This is a genomic window from Mesorhizobium sp. WSM4828, from assembly GCF_055811175.1.
Genome location: NZ_JBVVQK010000003.1, coordinates 182,451 through 200,156 on the forward strand (window position 1 = coordinate 182,451; position 17,706 = coordinate 200,156).

At 63.2% G+C, this 17,706-nt stretch carries 19 protein-coding genes and 1 pseudogene; 12 read left to right on the forward strand and 8 right to left on the reverse strand.

Annotated elements, in window-relative coordinates:
* Positions 1-144: 144 nt before the first annotated feature.
* On the forward strand, positions 145-312 hold the full coding sequence (locus AC0L2X_RS05610; RefSeq protein ID WP_473599380.1) for a hypothetical protein: 168 nt from the start codon (positions 145-147) through the stop codon (positions 310-312).
* A 76-nt stretch (positions 313-388) separates the two neighbouring features.
* On the opposite strand, the gene AC0L2X_RS05615 is transcribed toward AC0L2X_RS05610, so the two are convergent.
* Positions 389-1,075 (reverse strand): response regulator transcription factor, encoded by a 687-nt coding sequence (locus AC0L2X_RS05615; RefSeq protein WP_352670440.1) that lies wholly within the window; start codon positions 1,073-1,075, stop codon positions 389-391.
* A gap of 46 nt (positions 1,076-1,121) precedes the next feature.
* On the opposite strand from AC0L2X_RS05615, the gene AC0L2X_RS05620 reads away from it, so the two are divergent.
* Both AC0L2X_RS05620 and AC0L2X_RS05625 read left to right on the forward strand, forming a co-directional pair.
* Positions 1,122-1,901, forward strand: a complete 780-nt coding sequence (locus AC0L2X_RS05620) for a response regulator (RefSeq protein ID WP_473599381.1) — start codon at positions 1,122-1,124, stop codon at positions 1,899-1,901.
* A gap of 39 nt (positions 1,902-1,940) precedes the next feature.
* Positions 1,941-4,028 carry a GAF domain-containing sensor histidine kinase gene (locus AC0L2X_RS05625; RefSeq protein WP_473599382.1) on the forward strand — a complete coding sequence of 696 codons (2,088 nt, stop codon included), beginning with the start codon at positions 1,941-1,943 and terminating at the stop codon, positions 4,026-4,028.
* A gap of 88 nt (positions 4,029-4,116) precedes the next feature.
* Here AC0L2X_RS05625 and AC0L2X_RS05630 read toward each other — a convergent pair whose 3' ends face one another.
* On the reverse strand, positions 4,117-4,521 hold the full coding sequence (locus tag AC0L2X_RS05630; protein ID WP_473558331.1) for a hypothetical protein: 405 nt from the start codon (positions 4,519-4,521) through the stop codon (positions 4,117-4,119).
* 419 nt (positions 4,522-4,940) lie between these two features.
* On the opposite strand from AC0L2X_RS05630, the pseudogene AC0L2X_RS05635 reads away from it, so the two are divergent.
* Positions 4,941-6,143: pseudogene (locus AC0L2X_RS05635) on the forward strand (aromatic ring-hydroxylating oxygenase subunit alpha).
* Positions 6,144-6,154: 11 nt separating this feature from the next.
* Here the strand turns inward: AC0L2X_RS05635 and AC0L2X_RS05640 are convergent.
* The 3 genes from AC0L2X_RS05640 to AC0L2X_RS05650 form a co-directional block, all read right to left on the reverse strand.
* Positions 6,155-6,922, reverse strand: a complete 768-nt coding sequence (locus tag AC0L2X_RS05640) for a DUF429 domain-containing protein (RefSeq protein ID WP_473558465.1) — start codon at positions 6,920-6,922, stop codon at positions 6,155-6,157.
* 77 nt (positions 6,923-6,999) lie between these two features.
* Positions 7,000-7,884 (reverse strand): pyridoxal kinase PdxY, encoded by an 885-nt coding sequence (gene pdxY / locus AC0L2X_RS05645; protein ID WP_473558336.1) that lies wholly within the window; start codon positions 7,882-7,884, stop codon positions 7,000-7,002.
* A gap of 9 nt (positions 7,885-7,893) precedes the next feature.
* Positions 7,894-8,145: a hypothetical protein gene (locus AC0L2X_RS05650; RefSeq protein WP_473558337.1), complete on the reverse strand. Its 252-nt coding sequence runs from the start codon at positions 8,143-8,145 to the stop codon at positions 7,894-7,896.
* Between the two features lie 163 nt (positions 8,146-8,308).
* Between AC0L2X_RS05650 and AC0L2X_RS05655 the strand changes: the two genes are divergently transcribed.
* The 6 genes from AC0L2X_RS05655 to ppa all read left to right on the forward strand — a co-directional run bounded on the left by AC0L2X_RS05655 (position 8,309) and on the right by ppa (position 12,663).
* The gene (locus AC0L2X_RS05655) at positions 8,309-8,953 is read left to right on the forward strand and encodes a LemA family protein (protein WP_352492209.1); all 645 of its coding nucleotides are present in this window, start codon (positions 8,309-8,311) and stop codon (positions 8,951-8,953) included.
* 85 nt (positions 8,954-9,038) lie between these two features.
* Positions 9,039-9,848, forward strand: coding sequence for a TPM domain-containing protein (locus AC0L2X_RS05660; RefSeq protein ID WP_473558341.1), 810 nt, complete (start codon positions 9,039-9,041; stop codon positions 9,846-9,848).
* 52 nt (positions 9,849-9,900) lie between these two features.
* A complete protein-coding gene (locus tag AC0L2X_RS05665; protein ID WP_473558468.1) occupies positions 9,901-10,743 on the forward strand; it encodes a TPM domain-containing protein in 843 nt (280 codons plus the stop codon).
* A 10-nt stretch (positions 10,744-10,753) separates the two neighbouring features.
* Entirely contained in the window at positions 10,754-11,392 is a 639-nt protein-coding gene (locus AC0L2X_RS05670) for a TPM domain-containing protein (RefSeq protein WP_473558343.1), read from the forward strand.
* 117 nt (positions 11,393-11,509) lie between these two features.
* Positions 11,510-12,016, forward strand: a complete 507-nt coding sequence (locus AC0L2X_RS05675; protein WP_023678138.1) for a GNAT family N-acetyltransferase — start codon at positions 11,510-11,512, stop codon at positions 12,014-12,016.
* A gap of 116 nt (positions 12,017-12,132) precedes the next feature.
* Positions 12,133-12,663: an inorganic diphosphatase gene (gene ppa / locus AC0L2X_RS05680; RefSeq protein WP_023721304.1), complete on the forward strand. Its 531-nt coding sequence runs from the start codon at positions 12,133-12,135 to the stop codon at positions 12,661-12,663.
* A gap of 17 nt (positions 12,664-12,680) precedes the next feature.
* On the opposite strand, the gene AC0L2X_RS05685 is transcribed toward ppa, so the two are convergent.
* Both AC0L2X_RS05685 and AC0L2X_RS05690 read right to left on the reverse strand, forming a co-directional pair.
* On the reverse strand, positions 12,681-13,271 hold the full coding sequence (locus tag AC0L2X_RS05685) for a hypothetical protein (RefSeq protein WP_473558346.1): 591 nt from the start codon (positions 13,269-13,271) through the stop codon (positions 12,681-12,683).
* 96 nt (positions 13,272-13,367) lie between these two features.
* Positions 13,368-13,973 carry a TetR/AcrR family transcriptional regulator gene (locus AC0L2X_RS05690; RefSeq protein WP_473558349.1) on the reverse strand — a complete coding sequence of 202 codons (606 nt, stop codon included), beginning with the start codon at positions 13,971-13,973 and terminating at the stop codon, positions 13,368-13,370.
* Positions 13,974-14,055: 82 nt separating this feature from the next.
* On the opposite strand from AC0L2X_RS05690, the gene AC0L2X_RS05695 reads away from it, so the two are divergent.
* A complete protein-coding gene (locus tag AC0L2X_RS05695; protein ID WP_473558351.1) occupies positions 14,056-15,339 on the forward strand; it encodes an MFS transporter in 1,284 nt (427 codons plus the stop codon).
* 281 nt (positions 15,340-15,620) lie between these two features.
* Positions 15,621-17,195: an alkaline phosphatase D family protein gene (locus AC0L2X_RS05700; protein WP_473599383.1), complete on the forward strand. Its 1,575-nt coding sequence runs from the start codon at positions 15,621-15,623 to the stop codon at positions 17,193-17,195.
* Positions 17,196-17,240: 45 nt separating this feature from the next.
* Here AC0L2X_RS05700 and AC0L2X_RS05705 read toward each other — a convergent pair whose 3' ends face one another.
* Positions 17,241-17,522: a hypothetical protein gene (locus tag AC0L2X_RS05705; RefSeq protein ID WP_352489153.1), complete on the reverse strand. Its 282-nt coding sequence runs from the start codon at positions 17,520-17,522 to the stop codon at positions 17,241-17,243.
* Between the last annotated feature and the right edge of the window lie 184 nt (positions 17,523-17,706).

A 17,706-nucleotide genomic window follows, 5' to 3' on the forward strand; every position in this document is an offset into this window, starting at 1 on the left:
TTTGGTTGGGGGGGCCCCCCTCAAAATGCCCCCCGTCCGCCCCCCCCCCCCGGCGGGGGGGGGGGGGGCGCGGGGGGGGGGGGGGGCGCTTCGGGGGTTCCCCTGAAGTGCCCGCAAATTCCAATTTTTTGAGGAACGAACAGGATGAAAACGACATTCGCCGCTTCCATGCTTTCCGCGCTGCTCTACGTCCAGGGGCTGCTCGGCATTGCCGGCCTCGCCACCGTGCTGCTGAAGGAACGTGCCCATGCCGGCGAGGTCAGCACGAACAGTGACATGCCGTCCGGCCCATCGCTTCTAGTGGTGCGCTGAAGCGCATCGGACCTCAAAGTGGAAACCGGTTTTGGAAAAACCCGATGCTCAAGACAAAAGGGTGGCCGTCCTGCATTCAATCGGCGAATTGCGTCGGCGGATCGAACCGGTAACCCGCACCCCGTATGGTGGTGATGGTTTCGGTATCGAGCTTGCGGCGCAGCCGCACGATGCGCGAATCGATCGACCGATCGAAGGCTTCGGCATTTTCGGCGGGCGCGGCGGCAATGATATCGTCCCGCGTCAGCACCTTGCGCGGGCTGGCCAGGAACAGCCTGAGCAGCGCCACCTGCCCGGGGGACAGCTGTTCTTCCGTGCCCGAGCGGTGCATGACAATGGCCGATCGGAGATCGACCGTCGCGTTCTCCAGCACGATCAGTTCCCCGGCGCTCCTGCCGCGCCGAGCCAGAAGGCCGCCGATGCGAGCGGCAAGCTCCCTGACATTGAGCGGGCTTTCGACGACGTCGGCGGCGCCGAGTTCGAGTGCCAGAACCTTGTCGACCAGATCGGCCGGGCGGCAGATGAGGATGAAATCCGGTCCACCTTCGCCGCCATGTCGCCTGAGCAGGTCGCGCCCCTCCGCCTGGCTGACGCTGTCGCCGACAACCACGACATCGATACCCTTTTCCGAAAGCAGCGATTCGGCTTCCCACGGCTGTCGCGCCGCGCGGACGTCATGCCCGCGCCGCTCGAGATGATCGGCGAGATCGGTCGCAATTACTTCAGCGACGGAAACAAGCGCGATAACGGATCGTGCAGCCATGTTTTTCTACTCCGCATACGGCAACCCAAGAAGAGTGCTGGACATCATGTTTATACCCAATCTACTTTCCGCTGAAAGCGGGAGCGAAAGCATCGTGCGGGCACGAATTGTCATTGTCGAGGACGAGCCCGACCTGAGGGACGCGGTCGCCGAGTATCTCGGCGCCAGCGGCTATGATGTGGCCACGGCCGAAAGTGCGGCGGCGGCGCGCGACCTCCTGGAAACCCAGTCTTTCCATCTGGCCATTCTCGACATCGCCATGCCGGGCGAGGACGGCCTGTCGCTCGGCCGCTGGATGCGGTCGAAAATGCCGATCGGAATCATCTATGCGACGGCCGCCGGTACCGCGCTCGACCGCATCGTCGGACTGGAGCTCGGCGCCGACGACTACATCGTCAAGCCTTACGAATTGCGCGAAGTGCTGGCCAGGGTGCGCAGCGTGCTGCGCCGCGTTCCGGAGCCGACCGAGCCACAAAAGACCAAGGCTGAAACATCCGGCGGCCGCCGGTCCGTGAGCTTCGGACCCTTTCACGCCGATCTCGACGGCAGGCTCGTCACCGGCGCCAACGGCGCGGTCATCGACATGGCCAAGAGCGAGTTCGACGTGCTGGAGGTGTTCCTGACGCGCGCCAACCGGCTGCTGACGCGGGCGGCGATCTCCGAGGCGATCGGTTTCGTCGAGGACCCGGAATCATCCCGCGCCGTCGACATCCGCATCATGCGGCTGAGAAAGAAGATCGAGGCGGATCCGGCCAATCCGAAATTCCTGCGCACGGTGCGCGGCGAAGGCTATATCTTCTCGCTGCCAGCCGGTGAAAATAACTAAGGCGCAGCGGCTTGAGCAAGCCACGGCCAGGAAATGACCATGACGGCTGAAACAACACGCGCAGACGTGCCGGGCGCCAGGCAGGGCGCGGCGATGGCGGCCGTGCATGTGGTTCGCCGGCTGCGCGAAGCCGGCGACTGGCAGCGCGAGATGGAGGGTATTCTCCAAACGCTTTGCGAAGCCATGGATTGTCACCGCGGCATCCTGTTTCGCCTGCGCGAACTGCCCGGCCAGGGCTTCGCCCAGTCGGTCGCCGCTTATTGGATCGCCCCCCGGTTTGGCGGCGAACTGGCGTCACCGACCGTCATCATGCAGTCGGTCGTCGATTCCGACCCATTGCTGGAACGGCTGGCGGAGGACGAGCGTCAAGGCAAGATCTTCGCCGGGCACACACGCGATCTCGAAGGCTTTCTGCGGACCGATTTCGAAAAGCAGAACATCAAGTCGTTCCTGTCGGTGTCGGTCTTTTCGCACGGTAATTTGTGGGGCACGCTGGCGGTCAACGACTGCGTCAACGAACGCGAATGGACCGATCAGGAAGAGGCGGCGCTGCACATGGTGGCACTCGCCATTGGCGATGCAATCGAACGGTCGCCCTCCGACGCGCATGCCAGCGACGTCATTCGACGCACCATGCTGCAGGCCTCGCTCGACGCCATCATCGTCATCGACGAGACCGGCTCGATCATCGAATTCAATCCGGCGGCCGAGAAGATGTTCGGCTATCGACGAAGCGATATCCTCGGCAAGGACCTGCTCGATACGGTCGTGCCGGAATATTACCGCAAGGGCTATGCGTCGGGCGCCGAATACATGTCGGGCCGCGGCGCGCCGATGGTCGGCCAACGGCTTGAAACGGTCACCCAGAATGCCGCCGGTGAGGTTTTTCCGATCGAGCTGACGGCAACCGAGATGCGGGTCGCCGATCGCCAGCTGATCTTCGGCTCCATCCGCGACCTGCGCGACAAGTTGCGGGCTGAGGAGGAAATCAACCGCCAACGCGAAAAACTGCACCAGAACGAGAAGATGGCGGCAATGGGCTCGCTGCTTGCCGGCGTTTCGCACGAGCTCAACAATCCGCTGGCCGTGGTTGTCGCCCAGTCGACGCTGCTGCACGAATTCGCCGCCGATCCGCAGACCAAGGTGCGCGCCGAAAAGGTGCGCGCCGCTGCCGAGCGCTGCGGCCGTATCGTCAAGAGCTTCCTGTCGATGGTCCGCCTGCACCCGGCCGCGCAGGCCGAAACCGATCTCAACCAGGTGATCCGCGCCGCACTCGAAGTGACCGCCTATGGTGCACGGTCGAGCGGCATCATCATCGACACCAATTTCGCCAGCGGTCCGCTGCTGGCCATGGCCGATGCCGACCATGTGACGCAGGTGGCCGCCAACTTCCTTATCAACAGCCAGCACGCCTTGGCCGGCGTTGCCGGCGACCGCCGGATCAAGGTCCGTACGTTTCGCAGCGACCGCGGCAATCCCGGATTCTCGGTCGAGGACAACGGACCAGGCGTGCCGGAAGCGATACGCTCACGCATATTCGAATCCTATTTCACCACCAAGCCGGTCGGTGTCGGTACCGGCATCGGCCTGTCGATCTCGAAATCGATCATCGAGCGGCACAATGGCAATATCTGGTTCGAGGAGGTTTCGCCGAGAGGTGTGCGTTTTGTCGTGCAGCTGCCGGCTATCGCGGCCGGCGCGGCCGCCGCCGGCGAAGCTCCGTCGCGGTCGAGCGGCTTGCGTCACGCCCTGATCATAGACGATGAGCCGGATGTCGCGGCGTCGCTGTCCGATATTCTGGAGTTGATGGGCATCAAGTCGCGGATCGTGCCGGCCTGGGTCTCGGCCGCCGCGACGCTGAGCGGCCATGTGCCGCCGGACATCGTGTTTTCCGATTTGCGCATGCCCGGCACCAGCGGCATAGCCGCCTATCGCGAGCTACTCGCCGAAATGCCGGGTCTGGCGCGGCGCTTCGTGCTTGTCACCGGCGATCTGATCGGCGCGAAAGGCGAGATCGAGGCGCTGCCGGCGCCGCAGCGGCCGCCGATCCTCGAAAAACCGTTCAGCACGCTGGATGTGCGCGGCGTGCTCTCGGCCATTGCCGAGCAGGCCGCTCTGGGCGGGTAGACTCCACGATCTCTCCCGGAAGAAAAAAGGCTCCCGGCCGACATTGCGGCGGGAGCCTGACTGGAGTGCTGGAGGGCGCTCGCAAAAATCAAAAAACGTTCGGCGTATCAGCCAGCGGGGCGGCATTGGCGATCATGCGGACCGGTCGTGCCTTGCCCGACTGGGCAGCGATGACGCGCAGGCAATCCAGGCTCTCGGCGCCCCAGGCCTGCCCCTTGCAGGCAAAATCGATCTCCGGCACCGGCAGGCGCGCCGTCTTGGTGGTGGTGGTCGCGCCATCGATGAGGTTGGCCGGCGGGTTCAGTGAGGCGAAGGCCGGACCGACGGTCGGCGTCAACGCCATGCCGGCAAATGCGGCAGCCGCCAGCAGCATGAACATCGCCATTGGATGATCACTGGCGCGCTGGCGCAGCGCCAGCTTCGGGCGCCGGTCATTACGCTGGGGATCCTGCTGGCGAAGGTCGGTATCGGTGATCTGGATTTTCGTACGCATCGTCGTTTCCTTCGGTCTTCTTCTTTTCCCTGTTGAAACGAACTTAATCGCACCTTGTAACCGGCCAACGATGATGGATTAACGATTGTGTAACCGGCATGAAACCAAGCCCGCGGCCATTCCTGGGCAAACCGATCTGGCGTAGCTGGCAGCACCGGTGGCATTCCGTGGTCGTTTTCCGCTACCCACGGCACCAGATCCACGTCGCCTTTCCAGGCCCACGGAGCGTCGGGCGCTCAACAAGCGTAAGGGGATTAACGTCTGGAATTCCCGGGATTTTCCCGGCTTCGATCGTTCGGACGCGGCTCTCAAATCTCGCTCGATTTCCCGTCAAGAGTTCGCTCTATTTTCGCAAGCCATTGCATTTCAATGGAAAATATGCTTTTATTGAACGAGCATTCAATAACTAAAGAGCTTTTATGAACCCGCATCTGCGTGACGTGGCAATCCCCAACGATTGGGATCGGCGGGGCCTGCCGGGCTGGAGCTATCATTCCGACGCCTTGCTCGAGCTCGAGAAAGAGCACGTCTTCCGCAACCATTGGCAGATCGCCGGCCATGTCTGCGACGTGCCGAACGCCGGCGACTATCTGACGATGGACGTGGTCGGCGAGCGGGCGCTCGTCGTGCGTGGCAAGGATGGCGTTGTGCGCGCTTTCAACAATATGTGCCGCCACCGCGGCAGTCGCGTCGTTGCCGACAGCCAGGGCACTTGCAAGAATGCGCTGGTCTGCCCTTTCCATGGCTGGGTCTACAATCTCGACGGCACGCTGCGCGGCGCTGCCCGTCCGCGTTCCTTCCCTGACCTCGACAAGACCGAATTCGGCCTGATGCCGCTCGAGCTCGAAATCTGGATGGGCTTCATCTTCATCCGTTTCCGCAAGGGTGGGCCTCAGCCATCGGTGGCCGAGCTGTTGAAGCCGATCGAAGCCGAGATTGCCCATTACGGCGTCGCCGAGATGGTGCCGTCCTGGGGCATCTGGACCCAAAAGACGCCGGTCAACTGGAAGTCCGTGCGCGACGTCGACAATGAAGGCTACCACGTCGCCATGGCGCATCCGGCGCTGCAGGATCTTTACGGCGCGACCTATTTCGACGAGCCGTTCGTCAACGGCGTGTCGCGCTCGTTCGCCACTTACAATCCGCATGCGGGACGGCGCTGGAGCGTCGCGCAATATATCAAGCTCGCACCCGAGGCGAAACACCTGCCGGAGCACCTGCGCAAGGCCTGGATCTACTACGGCATCTTCCCGAACAACGCGCTGTCGATCATGCCGGAATAGGTGCAGTTCTATCAGGAATTCCCGCTGTCGACGGGTGAGACGCTGATGCGCGGCGCCATCTACCGCTATAGCGACGAGACTAGGGAACAGGCGGCTGCTCGCTACCTATCCTACCGCATCGACCGCGACACGCTGGCCGAAGATGTGCAGCTTTCGATATGGTCCAACGAATCCATGCTGTCCGAAGCCTTCGGAGGTTTTTACCTCTCCGATCTCGAATATGGCGTGCGCACCCACCACGACCATTTGCGCAAGCAAATTCCCGTGCTCGGATTGGAGACCGCGCCCGAGGAGAAGGATATGTGGGCGCTCAACGAGGCGCTCAGATCACGCTCCTGACGCCCTGGTCCTCAGGCCCAAATGGCGACGGGAATGCCGAAACGATCGGCGAGCGGCGGATCCGGAAACGGCATTGCCTCGCCTCTGATGATGCGACCGGCAACCAGCATCATCGCCGCGGCATCGAGGAAATCGTCGGCGGCCGCGCCGCGCGGCGGCGTCTGGTCGAGAAAACCCTGGCTATAACCATGCCGGGCAAGCAGCGCCTTGCGTTCGGCCATGCCGGCCGGATTGATGTTGCCCCTGATCTTCTTTGGCAGGCGCATCGCCCGGTCGCCGTTCAGTTTGCAGAAGGCAACTTCCGGATGCGATTCGAACACGCGGCTGCGCAGTTCGGGGCGCGCGATCAGCAGCGAATCGATCTCGCGGATCTTGGCGAAGATGCCGAAGGCCTGGATCGAGACGCCGCGCGGCGGATCTGAGGTCGTCTTGGCTACCTCACTTGCCTTGCGATGTGCGGCGTACCAGGCGTCGACCGTGGTGAAGGCTTCGATCTCCGCGTAGAGCGCGGCGCGGGAGGGGATGGCAAAGACACTGGACTGCCGGGCCCCAAGCAGCGGCCGCACCAGCGCCTCCGGGCCGCGACCGCCTCTTTGGGAGAAATCGGGCAGGCCGATTGGCATATCGACCGCAACGGTCGCATTGACGGGCAGTCGGTCGAGCAACGCCGCGAAGCTTGGGAAAACGGCTGTCGACGGTGTCGCACCGGGATCGCGGCGGACGGCTATCCAGCCGGCCTTGCAACCGTCGACGCCGACAAGGGTAACATCCGCGGGCACAACATCCCAAGGCACAACATGGTCGGGGGCAAGATCCTTGGGCGCATCATCCTGGGGCGCGGCGTCTTCGGCCTGCCTCACGCCCGGCGGTCCCGTTCCGGATGCAGGAGATGGCGAAGCTGCACCATCGCCATCGGGTGCGACAGGCTCTGGGCATCGGTCTCGAGCTGCAATTCGTCGCCGCCGCGCTTGGCGGTGCGCGCCAGGATCTCGTAGACCGCAGCCGTGGTCGATTGCAGCGCCTTGGCGGCCGGCTGGCCGGACAGGATCCGCGCCAGGTAGACGGCCGCCGTCAGGTCGCCGAGCCCATTCGGCGGCTTGTCGATGAGCCGGTGTTCGGCAAGCAGTGCCTCTCTGCCGGTGAGCAGCAAATTGCCGGTGCCGCCGGCCATCATCGCTGGTGCCGAAGTGACCAGCATTGCCGGTGGGCCGGCTTGCAGGGCTGCAGCCATTGCCGATTTCAGGTCGGGCAGCGGCGCTCCGGCCATCCATTCCAGCTCGTAGCGGTTGGGCGTGGCGATATCGGCGATCGGCATCAGCCGGTCGCGCATGGCGATAGCGGTCGGCTCAGGTACGTAGAGCCCGCCCGAATCGCCCATCACCGGGTCGCAGATATAGAGGGCGTCCGGCGTCTTCGCCTTGACCGCGCCGACCAGCGAAGCGACGACTTCGGCCTGGCCGGCCTCGCCGAGATAGCCGGACAGCACGGCGCCGACCTCGCCCAGCCACGGCGCGCGCTCGAGGTCGGCCATCAGCGCCTTGAACTGGTCCAGCGGCGGCACGATGCGGGTGGCCCGGCCATGGCCCGGATGCCAGGGCAGGATGACGGTCGGCACCGCCCAAACCGGAAAGCCGAGCGTCTCCAGCGCAAAGACGGCGGCACGGTTGCCGACCGAGCCACGTGCGACATGGCTGGAGACGACGATGACCGCGCGCGGCGCGTCGGCTTTTTCGGCACTCATTGATTTTTCCTAACCGCCCCTGGTGACGAAAAGCACGAGCCAGATCAACAGGCCGATGGCAATAAGCAAGCCCGCTGCGCGACCGATGCGGGTGCCCCAATATTCGATCGGATCCGACCGGTCGGCATCGGCCGCGGTGACGTGGTCGCGCGCCCCTCTGGCGGTTCGCGCGAGGAACGAGGCGCCGCCCGCGTCGGTCTCGCGCGCCACCCGTTCGATGATGCGGCGCGATTCCGCGTCGCTGTCGTGGCGTTTCGCCATGGTGATGTCCCGTTTTATGCCGAGCTTAACCCGTTCGCCTCGTCTGTCACAGGGCCCGACGGCGGATGGTAGAAAACCAGTAACACTTCTCGGCCGAAGTCATTTTCTTGCGCAAGGATTGTGCTAATGCTTCGCGTGCCAATGCCATCGAGGGGACCTTATCATGCTTGTCCAGCGCCTTTCTTCACCGCCAATCTTCCGTAATCTGGCTGCGTTCCTGGTCATGGCCGTCATGCTGCCGCTGCTTGCCGGCTGCGGCTACAACACCATCCCGACGGCTGAGGAAAACGCCAAGGCAGCATGGAGCGAGGTGTTGAATCAATACCAGCGCCGCGCCGATCTCATCCCCAATCTGGTCAACACGGTCAAGGGCTACGCCGCGCACGAGAAGGATACGCTCGACGCCGTGGTCGAAGCGCGCGCCAAGGCGACGCAGGTGACCGTGACGCCGGAAACGCTGAACAATCCGGAAGCCTTCAAGAAATTCCAGGACAGCCAGGCCGGCCTGACCAGCGCGCTGTCGCGGCTGCTGGCAGTGGTGGAGAACTATCCCGATCTCAAGGCCAACCAGAACTTTCTGGCGCTGCAAGCACAACTCGAAGGCACCGAGAACCGCATCACGGTCGCCCGCCGCGACTATATCCAGGCAGTGAGAGAGTACAATCTGACGCTGAGGACCTTCCCGTCGGTGATCTGGGCGACCTTGTGGTTCCGCGGCAACCAGCCGTTTGCGAATTTCACCATCGAGGAGGATAAGATGCAGCCGCCGAAGGTCGATTTCGGTACCAACACCACGCAAGGCGGGTGAACGGCGCCTGTTGAGCCTGGGCCTGTTGGCCTTGTATTCCTTCGCGCCCCCCTCTGTCCTGCCGGCCATCTCCCCACAGAGGGGGATGGGAAGAAACGCCGGCCTGATTTTTTTTGGCTTCGTTCTAACCTTTCTCCTCCTCCCGCTCACCGCCCTTGCCGCCGAACTGCCGGCGCTGACAGGACGGGTTGTCGACAATGCCGGCATCATCGATGCCGCGACCGAGGCGGCGCTGACGCAGAAGCTTGCCGATTTCGAGACCAAGGGTTCGGACCAGATCGTCGTCGCGACGATTCCCAGCCTCGACGGTGAGGAGATCGAGCCTTACGCCAACCGGCTGTTCCGCGCCTGGAAACTCGGCCAGGCGAAGGAGAACAACGGCGTGCTTTTGCTGGTGGCGCCGAACGACCGCAAGATGCGCATCGAGGTCGGCTATGGGCTGGAAGGCACGCTGACCGACCTGCACACCAAGCTGATCATCGAAAACGACATGGTGCCGGCCTTCCGTGCCGGCGATTTCTCCGGCGGCATCGTCAAGGCCGTCGACGACATGATCATGGTGCTGGAAGGCAATCCCGAAGAACTGGAGGCGCGCGGCCAACGCAACCAGCAGCCGCCGTTCAACAGCGACGATCTGTTCTTCACGATCTTCATAGCCATCTGGGCAATCATCTTTTTCGGCGGCCTCGCAGCCTCCATCCTGCCGCCGATCTTCGGCCAGAAGATCGGTCCCGGCCGCTATCGCTGGCTGGGCATGACCTTCGAGCCAAGCCGGCGGTCGTCCGGCGGCTGGTCGGGAGGTTCCGGCGGGGGATGGTCGTCGGGTTCAAGCGGTGGCGGGTTTTCCGGCGGCGGCGGTTCGTCCGGCGGCGGCGGCTCTTCGGGAAGTTGGTGACGAGATGACAAGACACGCCATCAGCCCGGTGGAATCCGGCCGTTTCATCAAAATGACCGGCACCGCGCTTATGGCCATGGCGGTGCTGCTGGTCGGCTTCGCGGCCCTTTCCGCCGAACTGCCGACGCTGACCGGACGGGTTGTCGACGGTGCCGGCATCATCGATACCACGACCGAGGCGGCGCTGACGCAGAAGCTTGCCGAGTTCGAGACCAAGGGTTCGGACCAGATCGTCGTCGCGACCATTCCCAGCCTCGACGGCGAGGAGATCGAGCCTTACGCCAACCGGCTGTTCCGCGCCTGGAAACTCGGCCAGGCGAAGGAGAACAACGGCGTCCTGCTTCTGGTGGCGCCGAACGACCGCAAGATGCGCATCGAGGTCGGCTATGGGCTTGAAGGCACCCTGACCGACCTGCACACCAAGCTGATCATCGAAAACGACATGGTGCCGGCCTTCCGTGCCGGCGATTTCTCCGGCGGCATCAGCAAGGCCGTCGACGACATGATCATGGTGCTGGAAGGCAATCCCGAAGAACTGGAGGCGCGCGGCAAGCGCAATCCGGCGAATGACAATCCTGTCGATCCGATCTTCATGCTGTTCATCGTCCTCTGGGCGACGATGTTCTTCGGCGGCTTGGCAATGGCGTTCCTGCCGCCGATCTTCGGCACGAAACTCTCGCCGGGCGTGTACAAATGGCTGGGCATGACGTTCCGCTACGGCCGTGGGCCAGCTTCGTCACCCTCCGGTGGCGGTGGCTGGACGTCGGGGACCTCGTCCGGCAGTGGCTGGTCGTCTGGAAGTTCCGGCAGCGGTTGGTCGTCCGGAAGTTCCGGCGGCGGGTTTTCAGGCGGCGGCGGTTCGTCCGGCGGCGGCGGTTCTTCAGGAAGCTGGTGAGACATCAATCATGGCAACACGACCGATCAGCCCCGAGGATCATGAGCGCATCGCCGATGCGATCCGCGCTGCCGAATCAAAGACCGACGGCGAGATCTACTGCGTCGTGGCGCATGCCAGCGACGGCTATTTCTTCCCGGCCGCTTTCATGGCGATGCTCGGCATGCTCGTCGTCAGTCTTGGCGTCGGTTACGGGCTGGAAGCCTGGTGGCTGTCGATCCGCTTGCCGCATTTCGTCATCGCCGAGCTTCTGGCGCTTGCCAGTGTGCTCATCCTGTTGTGGGCATTGCCCGCATTGCGCATCCATTTGGTGCCGAGGCGGCTGCGCTACCAGGCCGCCCACGCCAATGCGATGAAGCAGTTCCTCGCCCGCAACGTCCACCGCACCACAGCGCGCACTGGCGTGCTGGTGTTCGTCTCGATCGCCGAGCGCTACGCCGAGGTGGTTGCCGACAGCGGTATCGATTCTCGTGTCGGCCAGCATGTCTGGGACGGTGTCGTCCGCGACCTTACGGCGCATGCCGGCGACGATCGGCTTGCCGACGGCTTCATCAAGGCGATCGAAGCGGTCGGCGCCGTACTGGCCGAGCATTTTCCGGTCTCGACCGGCGACAGCAACGAACTGGACGACCATCTGGTCGAGATTTGATCTCGCTGAAAGCAGTTTTGCAGCGTCTCAAGGACGCACCGTTCGGCTGTGTGAAAGCATCGCGGCGGCTGACCGGACTCTTGCAATCGGGCGCGGCGGGTTTATGGTTAACCAATCATGAATACGCTGAGCATCGACATCAGGAAAGCCGAACCGCGCGATGCAGCCGCCATCGCCGACGTGCATCTCGAGGCCTGGCGCGGCGCCTATTCGGGCATCATCCCGCACCGCACGCTGACCTCGATGATCAACCGCCGCGGCGCCGACTGGTGGGCGAATGCCATTCGCCGCGCCGCCACCGTCCTGGTCGTCGAAATCGGCGGCAAAATTGCCGGCTATGCGACGATCGGCAAGAACCGCGCCCGCGAACTCAGGCAGCAGGGCGAGATCTACGAACTTTACCTGCGGCCGGAATATCAAGGCATCGGGCTCGGCAGCCGGCTGTTCTCGGCCGCACGGGCACGGCTGGCCGACCATGGCCTGAAAGGCATGGTGGTCTGGGCGCTGGAAGACAATCAGAACGCACTTGCCTTCTATGCCGGCGCCGGTGGCCGCGATGTTGCCGAGGGCGTCGAGATCTTCGAGCAGAAGGCGCTGAAGAAGGTCGCTTTCGTCTGGGAATGACGGCCAGCGCATGATCCGGCCGGTTCCCGGTCGGACGATCTCCCCAGTACCATTCGCCGCATTGCACCATTCGCCGCCGCCCGCTATCGATCTTCAATCGAGAGAGGGATAAAGCGATGCGTATCGAAGCGATTGCCAGCGGAAAGAACCCGCCCGAGGACGTCAACGTCATTATCGAGGTGCCGATCGGCGGCGAGCCGATCAAGTACGAGATGGACAAGGAAGCCGGCACGCTGTTCGTCGACCGCTTCCTGCACACTTCGATGCGCTATCCCGGCAATTACGGTTTCGTGCCGCACACGCTGTCGGGCGACGGCGACCCGATCGACGTGCTGGTCTGCAACACACGCGCGCTGGTGCCGGGCTGCGTCATCAATGTGCGGCCGATCGGCGTGCTGGTGATGGAGGACAATGCCGGCCAGGACGAAAAGGTGATCGCGGTGCCTTCACCCAAGCTGACCTTGCGCTACGAGGACGTCCACGAATACACGCAATTGCCTGACATTACCCGCCAGCAAGTGCAGCACTTTTTCGAGCACTACAAGGATCTCGAACCCGGCAAATGGGTCAAGATCGAAGGCTGGTACGATGCCGCCTATGCCAAGAAGATGATCGTCGAGGCAATCGAGCGGGCCAAGCGCAAGTAATTGTCGGGCGCAAGTAATCAGTTGTCGACGCGGCCGAAAGCGGGCGTGTTGCCAAGCACCTCACGCTTGTCCTTGCCGCAGGCGAAGGTGCGTGCCTTTTCGTCGGCAAGCTTGCGCGCTTGATCGTTGGCGGCGGGATTGCCCGTGGCGAGCACAAGGCCGATCGTGCAGCCTTCGTGGGCGTCAGGCTGGGCAACCTTGGCGACGATCAGCACTTCCGTCGACTTGTTCTCGCCCTCGGTATCGCTGATCGAGCGACGATGAATGACGGCGAAGGGAATGGCAGTTTTGCCGTTGGTCTCGATCCGCCACTCGACTTTGGGTCCAGCCGAATTGAGGGCGGAAAAGCTTTCCCAGACCGTGGTCATATCGCCAGGTGGAAAGCCGTAGAACAGCGATTCCCGCGCGTCGTCGTAGGAAACCAGCACCGGGTAACCGCGGTAGCCCGAACAGGCGAGATCGGCCCAGTCGCCGTCGCCTTCTTCCGCCTGGGCATAGGTGACGCAGTCCTTTTCCCAATCGAGATCGGTATAGACGCTGGATATCTCGCTGGCCCGGGCCGCCTGGCAGGAACCGGCGAGGACAAGCAGGATCGAAAGCGCGCGCATGGCGGACAACTCGGTTCGGCTGCCGCAGCGTACCGTCAAATTTAACAGCAGCCTAGACGAAGCCAGGCTGCTCACAGTGGTCTGGTAAACGGAACACTATTTCTTCAAGCTTGCCTCTATCAGAAGGTCGGCGTTGCGGGCCACCGACTGCGCCGGTCCGCCGGCACCGAACAGCTGGCCGCTAATATAGGCGCCCTCGATCAGCAGCAGCAGCCCGTCGCCCAGCGTGTCGGCGTCGCCGGCGCCCATCGCTGCCGCCATGGCGCGCAGGCGGCGGCGCAGTTCCTGCTTGTTGGCCTCGCTCACGACGCGGGCCGGATGGCCAGGTTCGGGATATTCGACCGCGGCATTGGTCATGCCGCAGCCGCGATAATCGGGCCTTTGCGTGCGCTTGCCGACACGCGTCAGAAAAGCGACGATCTGGGCGCGTGGGTCGCCGGGATGGGCGTCCACCGCCTCGTCGAAACGCTCCCAGAATTCGAGGTCATAGTGCCGGAGGTAGGATGCGGCCAACTCGTCCTTGGACGGAAAGCTGCGGTAGAGGCTGGGCTTGGTGACGCCGGCACGCCGTACGATCTCATCGACGCCGATCGCCCTGATGCCTTGCCGGTAGAACAGGTCGCGCGCGACCTGGAGAATCCGTTCGGCGGCGCGAGGCGGCGGTGCGTCATTGGCCTTGATCGTTGGTTCAATGCTTTTCATGCCTGGTCTGCCGATTAGCTGGTTGACAATGTTACCGGTCGGTACGTATGTTTCGCGCTCCTGCAACGTACCGGTCAGTAACATGATAGCTCAATCCCGCCCGTTTGGCCAGCGCTACGCTTTCGTCGTGGTCGCCGTCATCTTCCTTTGCCTGCTGATCGCAGCGGGTCTGCGTTCGGCGCCGGCAGTCATGATGCTGCCGCTGGAGAACAGTTTCGGCTGGCGGCGCGATGTGGTGTCGCTGGCGGCGGCCACCGGCATCTTCCTCTATGGCCTGACCGGGCCGTTTGCCGCGGCGCTGATGGAGCGGATCGGGCTGCGCCGCACCTTGCTTGCTGCGCTGCTTTTGATGTCGGGATCGACCGCGCTCAGCCTGTTGATGACCAAGCCGTGGCATCTGCTCCTCACCTGGGGCGTGTTTTCCGGCATCAGTTCGGGCGCTGTCGCCACCGTGCTCGGCGCGACCATCGTCAACCGCTGGTTCAAGACCAATCGCGGCTTGGTGATGGGACTGATGTCGGCCTCCAGCGCCACCGGGCTGCTGGTCTTCCTGCCGCTGCTCGCCTCGCTCGCCCAGTCGGGCGGCTGGAAGCCGGTCGCCCTTGCCATAGCAGTGGCCACCGCTGCCTTGGTGCCGCTGGTTTATATGCTGGTGCCGGAGCGCCCGGCTGCGATTGGCATGGTGCGTTACGGTGCCGAGGCCGACGACGTGCCGCCGGTGCCGCCGGCCTCGCAAGGCAATTTCCTCGCGCATACGCTGAGCACGTTGCGCCGAGCCGCCGGTACGCGTGTGTTCTGGTACCTGTTTGCTACCTTCTTTGTTTGCGGCTTCACCACCAACGGGCTGGTCGGCACGCATCTGATCGCCTTTTGCGGCGACATGGGCATCGGCGAAGTGCAGGCCGCCGGCCTGCTGTCGATGATGGGCATTTTCGACCTGATCGGCACGACGCTGTCGGGCTGGCTCACCGACCGTTTCGACCCGCGCAAGCTGCTCGGCGTCTATTACGGCATCCGCGGCCTGTCGCTGATCTATTTGCCCTATTCCGGCTTCTCGGCGACCAGCCTGATCATCTTCGCCGTGTTTTACGGATTGGACTGGATCGCCACGGTGCCGCCGACGCTCAGGCTTTCCAACGAGGCGTTCGGCGACCGCAGCGGGCCGATCGTCTTCGGCTGGATCGTCGCCGGCCATCAGGTCGGTGCGGCGACGGCGGCCTTTTTCGGCGGCACCATGCGCGAGCTGCAAGGCAACTACGAGCTTGCCTTCCTGATCGCCGGCATGACGGCAATAGCCGCCGCCTGCATATCGCTGCTGATCAATACCGCCCGCCCGGCGTTTGATCCGGAACCGCAGGCGGCTTGAGCTGCAACGGCTGAGCGCTAATCTCCCCTCTTGAGGGGGAGATGGCCGCGAAGCAGCCAGAGGGGGTCGGTCCGACCGGGCCAGGCCCCCGTATAGCAGACGCAGGAGGTCGGCGCTTCTCGCGAGACGACCCCTCTGTCGCCTTTCGGCGACATCTCCCCCTCAAGGAGGGAGATTCGCCAGCCTGTTCACTGTTATCAAACCTTCATCGTTTCGAAATGTGCCTGAAACATTGAAGCTGGAGCTTGGCGGCGACGTTCAACGCCATCCAGGAGACAGCCATGAACAAGATTTCGATGACGCGGCGCGCTTTCGTCACGTCGGCCAGCGCCGTTGGCCTGGTCGGCGCGTCGGGCCTCGCCCTTCCCTATTACTCGCGCGCCAATCAGCGCCCGGCTTTCACCCATGGCATCCAGTCCGGCGACGTCGACGCGACCAGCGGCATGGTCTGGACGCGCACGGACCGGCCGTCGCGCGTCATGTTCGAAGTGTCGTCGACGGAAAGCTTCGCCAATGCCGTCCGCTTAGCGCCGCTCGATACCTCGCCGGCCAGCGATTATACAGTGAAGCGGCTGCTTACCGAGCTCGCTTCCGACCAGGACATTTTCTACCGCATGGTCGCGGCCGATCTTGCCGATATCAATGTCGTGTCCGAGCCGATCGTCGGCCGCTTCCGCACGGCACCTGCCTCGAAGCGCGACATTCGTTTCGCCTGGTCGGGCGACACCGCCGGCCAAGGCTGGGGCATCGACGAGACCGGCATGAAGACCTACGCCACGATCGCCAAGCACACGCCCAACTTCTTCCTGCATTCGGGCGACACGGTCTATGCCGATGGCGCGATGAAGGACGAGGTCGACCTGCCCAGTGGCGGCAAATGGAAAAACACAGTGCTGATCGACGAGAAGCGCAAGGTTGCCGAGACGCTGGACGAGTACCGCGGCCAGTGGAAGTACAATTTGATGGACAGGAACGTGCTGGGGCTCAACGCCATCTGCCCGACCTTCTATCAGTGGGACGACCATGAGGTGCTGAACAACTGGTCGGATTCGAAGGACCTGAGCGCCGACGACCGCTACACCGAAAAATCGATCCATGTGCTGGCGGCACGTGCGGCGCGCGCCTTCCATGAAATGACGACGATCCGTTACGAGCCGTCGGAGCCCGGCCGCGTCTACCGCAAGATCGTCTATGGTCCGCTGCTCGACGTGTTCTTCCTCGACATGCGTTCCTACCGCGGCCCCAACGGTCCGGATATGCAGGAGACGATGACGCCGCAATCGCGCATCCTCGGTGAACAGCAGATCAAGTGGCTGAAGCGTGAACTGGCGAATTCCAACGCAACCTGGAAAATCATCGCCGCCGACATGCCGCTCGGCCTCGTCGTCTGGAACGACGGCACCAAGAAGGTAGGGGCCGAGGCGGTCAGCAATGGCGACAATGGCCCGGCCAAGGGGCGTGAGCTGGAAATTGCCGACCTTCTTCGCTATATAAAGAACGCTGGTATCAGCAACACTGTCTGGCTCACCGCAGACGTGCATTACACAGCCGCGCATTACTACAATCCGGACAAGGCGCAGTTCCAGGACTTCAACCCGTTTTGGGAATTCGTTTCGGGTCCGATCCATTCCGGCACCTTCGGGCCTAATGGTTTCGACATGACATTCGGCCCGGAGCTGAAGTTCATAAAGGCACCGACTGCCGAACAGGGTCAAAACCTGCCGCCGTCGGCCGGCCTGCAGTTCTTCGGGCTCGTCGACATCGACGGCGCCACCGAGCAGTTGACGGTGCGGCTGATGGATCGCGACGACAGCGAACTCTACAAGGTCACGCTCGATCCGGTGCGGTCGGCGTGAGTGATTGCGTCCTACCCTCGGGCCAGCCCGAGGGTAGGACGTATATCAATCGGGATAGCAGACGACGGGAATGTTGGGCCAGACGGCGCTGTCGCATCCGGCATTTTGCTGCCGCTGCTTGAAGGCGGTGCTGACCGGCCCAGTCACCACCGGATCGACGCCGTCGGGAGCATCGGCAAAAAGCTGCTCCGCCGACCGCTTGTCGGACGGCAAAGCAGTCCGCGTCTCCTTGAACGACGCCGCCGACTGCGCCGCGCCTGCCGCGAGGAGGACGGCGAGTGCGCTACATGCCAAAATCGGCCGGAGTCTGTTGCCTATCTCGATCATGAAATTCGAACTGTCCGGACCATGAAAGGTTCCGCCTTGGTTAATAATTCCACTTCACACCAAGACATTTAAGATTTGGTGACTTTATTTGGTGGCTCGCCTCCTCTTTCGCAATTGCGAAAAACCCTGTATGAGCCGCCCAACCGAAAGAGGCAGCGCCTTTTGGCCTGCTGCCTGCAACGCT

What these genes read in the sequence shown, in the direction of transcription:
- AC0L2X_RS05675 (WP_023678138.1), top strand. Translation starts at nt 11,510, where the DNA reads ATGAATACGCTGAGCATCGACATCAGGAAAGCCGAACCGCGCGATGCA.
- AC0L2X_RS05695 (WP_473558351.1), top strand. Translation starts at nt 14,056, where the DNA reads ATGATAGCTCAATCCCGCCCGTTTGGCCAGCGCTACGCTTTCGTCGTG.
- AC0L2X_RS05670 (WP_473558343.1), top strand. Translation starts at nt 10,754, where the DNA reads ATGGCAACACGACCGATCAGCCCCGAGGATCATGAGCGCATCGCCGAT.
- AC0L2X_RS05705 (WP_352489153.1), bottom strand. Translation starts at nt 17,522, where the DNA reads ATGATCGAGATAGGCAACAGACTCCGGCCGATTTTGGCATGTAGCGCA.
- AC0L2X_RS05690 (WP_473558349.1), bottom strand. Translation starts at nt 13,973, where the DNA reads ATGAAAAGCATTGAACCAACGATCAAGGCCAATGACGCACCGCCGCCT.
- AC0L2X_RS05660 (WP_473558341.1), top strand. Translation starts at nt 9,039, where the DNA reads ATGGGAAGAAACGCCGGCCTGATTTTTTTTGGCTTCGTTCTAACCTTT.
- AC0L2X_RS05700 (WP_473599383.1), top strand. Translation starts at nt 15,621, where the DNA reads ATGAACAAGATTTCGATGACGCGGCGCGCTTTCGTCACGTCGGCCAGC.
- AC0L2X_RS05650 (WP_473558337.1), bottom strand. Translation starts at nt 8,145, where the DNA reads ATGGCGAAACGCCACGACAGCGACGCGGAATCGCGCCGCATCATCGAA.
- AC0L2X_RS05610 (WP_473599380.1), top strand. Translation starts at nt 145, where the DNA reads ATGAAAACGACATTCGCCGCTTCCATGCTTTCCGCGCTGCTCTACGTC.
- AC0L2X_RS05655 (WP_352492209.1), top strand. Translation starts at nt 8,309, where the DNA reads ATGCTTGTCCAGCGCCTTTCTTCACCGCCAATCTTCCGTAATCTGGCT.
- AC0L2X_RS05620 (WP_473599381.1), top strand. Translation starts at nt 1,122, where the DNA reads ATGTTTATACCCAATCTACTTTCCGCTGAAAGCGGGAGCGAAAGCATC.
- AC0L2X_RS05665 (WP_473558468.1), top strand. Translation starts at nt 9,901, where the DNA reads ATGACCGGCACCGCGCTTATGGCCATGGCGGTGCTGCTGGTCGGCTTC.
- pdxY (WP_473558336.1), bottom strand. Translation starts at nt 7,884, where the DNA reads ATGAGTGCCGAAAAAGCCGACGCGCCGCGCGCGGTCATCGTCGTCTCC.
- AC0L2X_RS05630 (WP_473558331.1), bottom strand. Translation starts at nt 4,521, where the DNA reads ATGCGTACGAAAATCCAGATCACCGATACCGACCTTCGCCAGCAGGAT.
- ppa (WP_023721304.1), top strand. Translation starts at nt 12,133, where the DNA reads ATGCGTATCGAAGCGATTGCCAGCGGAAAGAACCCGCCCGAGGACGTC.
- AC0L2X_RS05615 (WP_352670440.1), bottom strand. Translation starts at nt 1,075, where the DNA reads ATGGCTGCACGATCCGTTATCGCGCTTGTTTCCGTCGCTGAAGTAATT.
- AC0L2X_RS05685 (WP_473558346.1), bottom strand. Translation starts at nt 13,271, where the DNA reads ATGCGCGCGCTTTCGATCCTGCTTGTCCTCGCCGGTTCCTGCCAGGCG.
- AC0L2X_RS05625 (WP_473599382.1), top strand. Translation starts at nt 1,941, where the DNA reads ATGACGGCTGAAACAACACGCGCAGACGTGCCGGGCGCCAGGCAGGGC.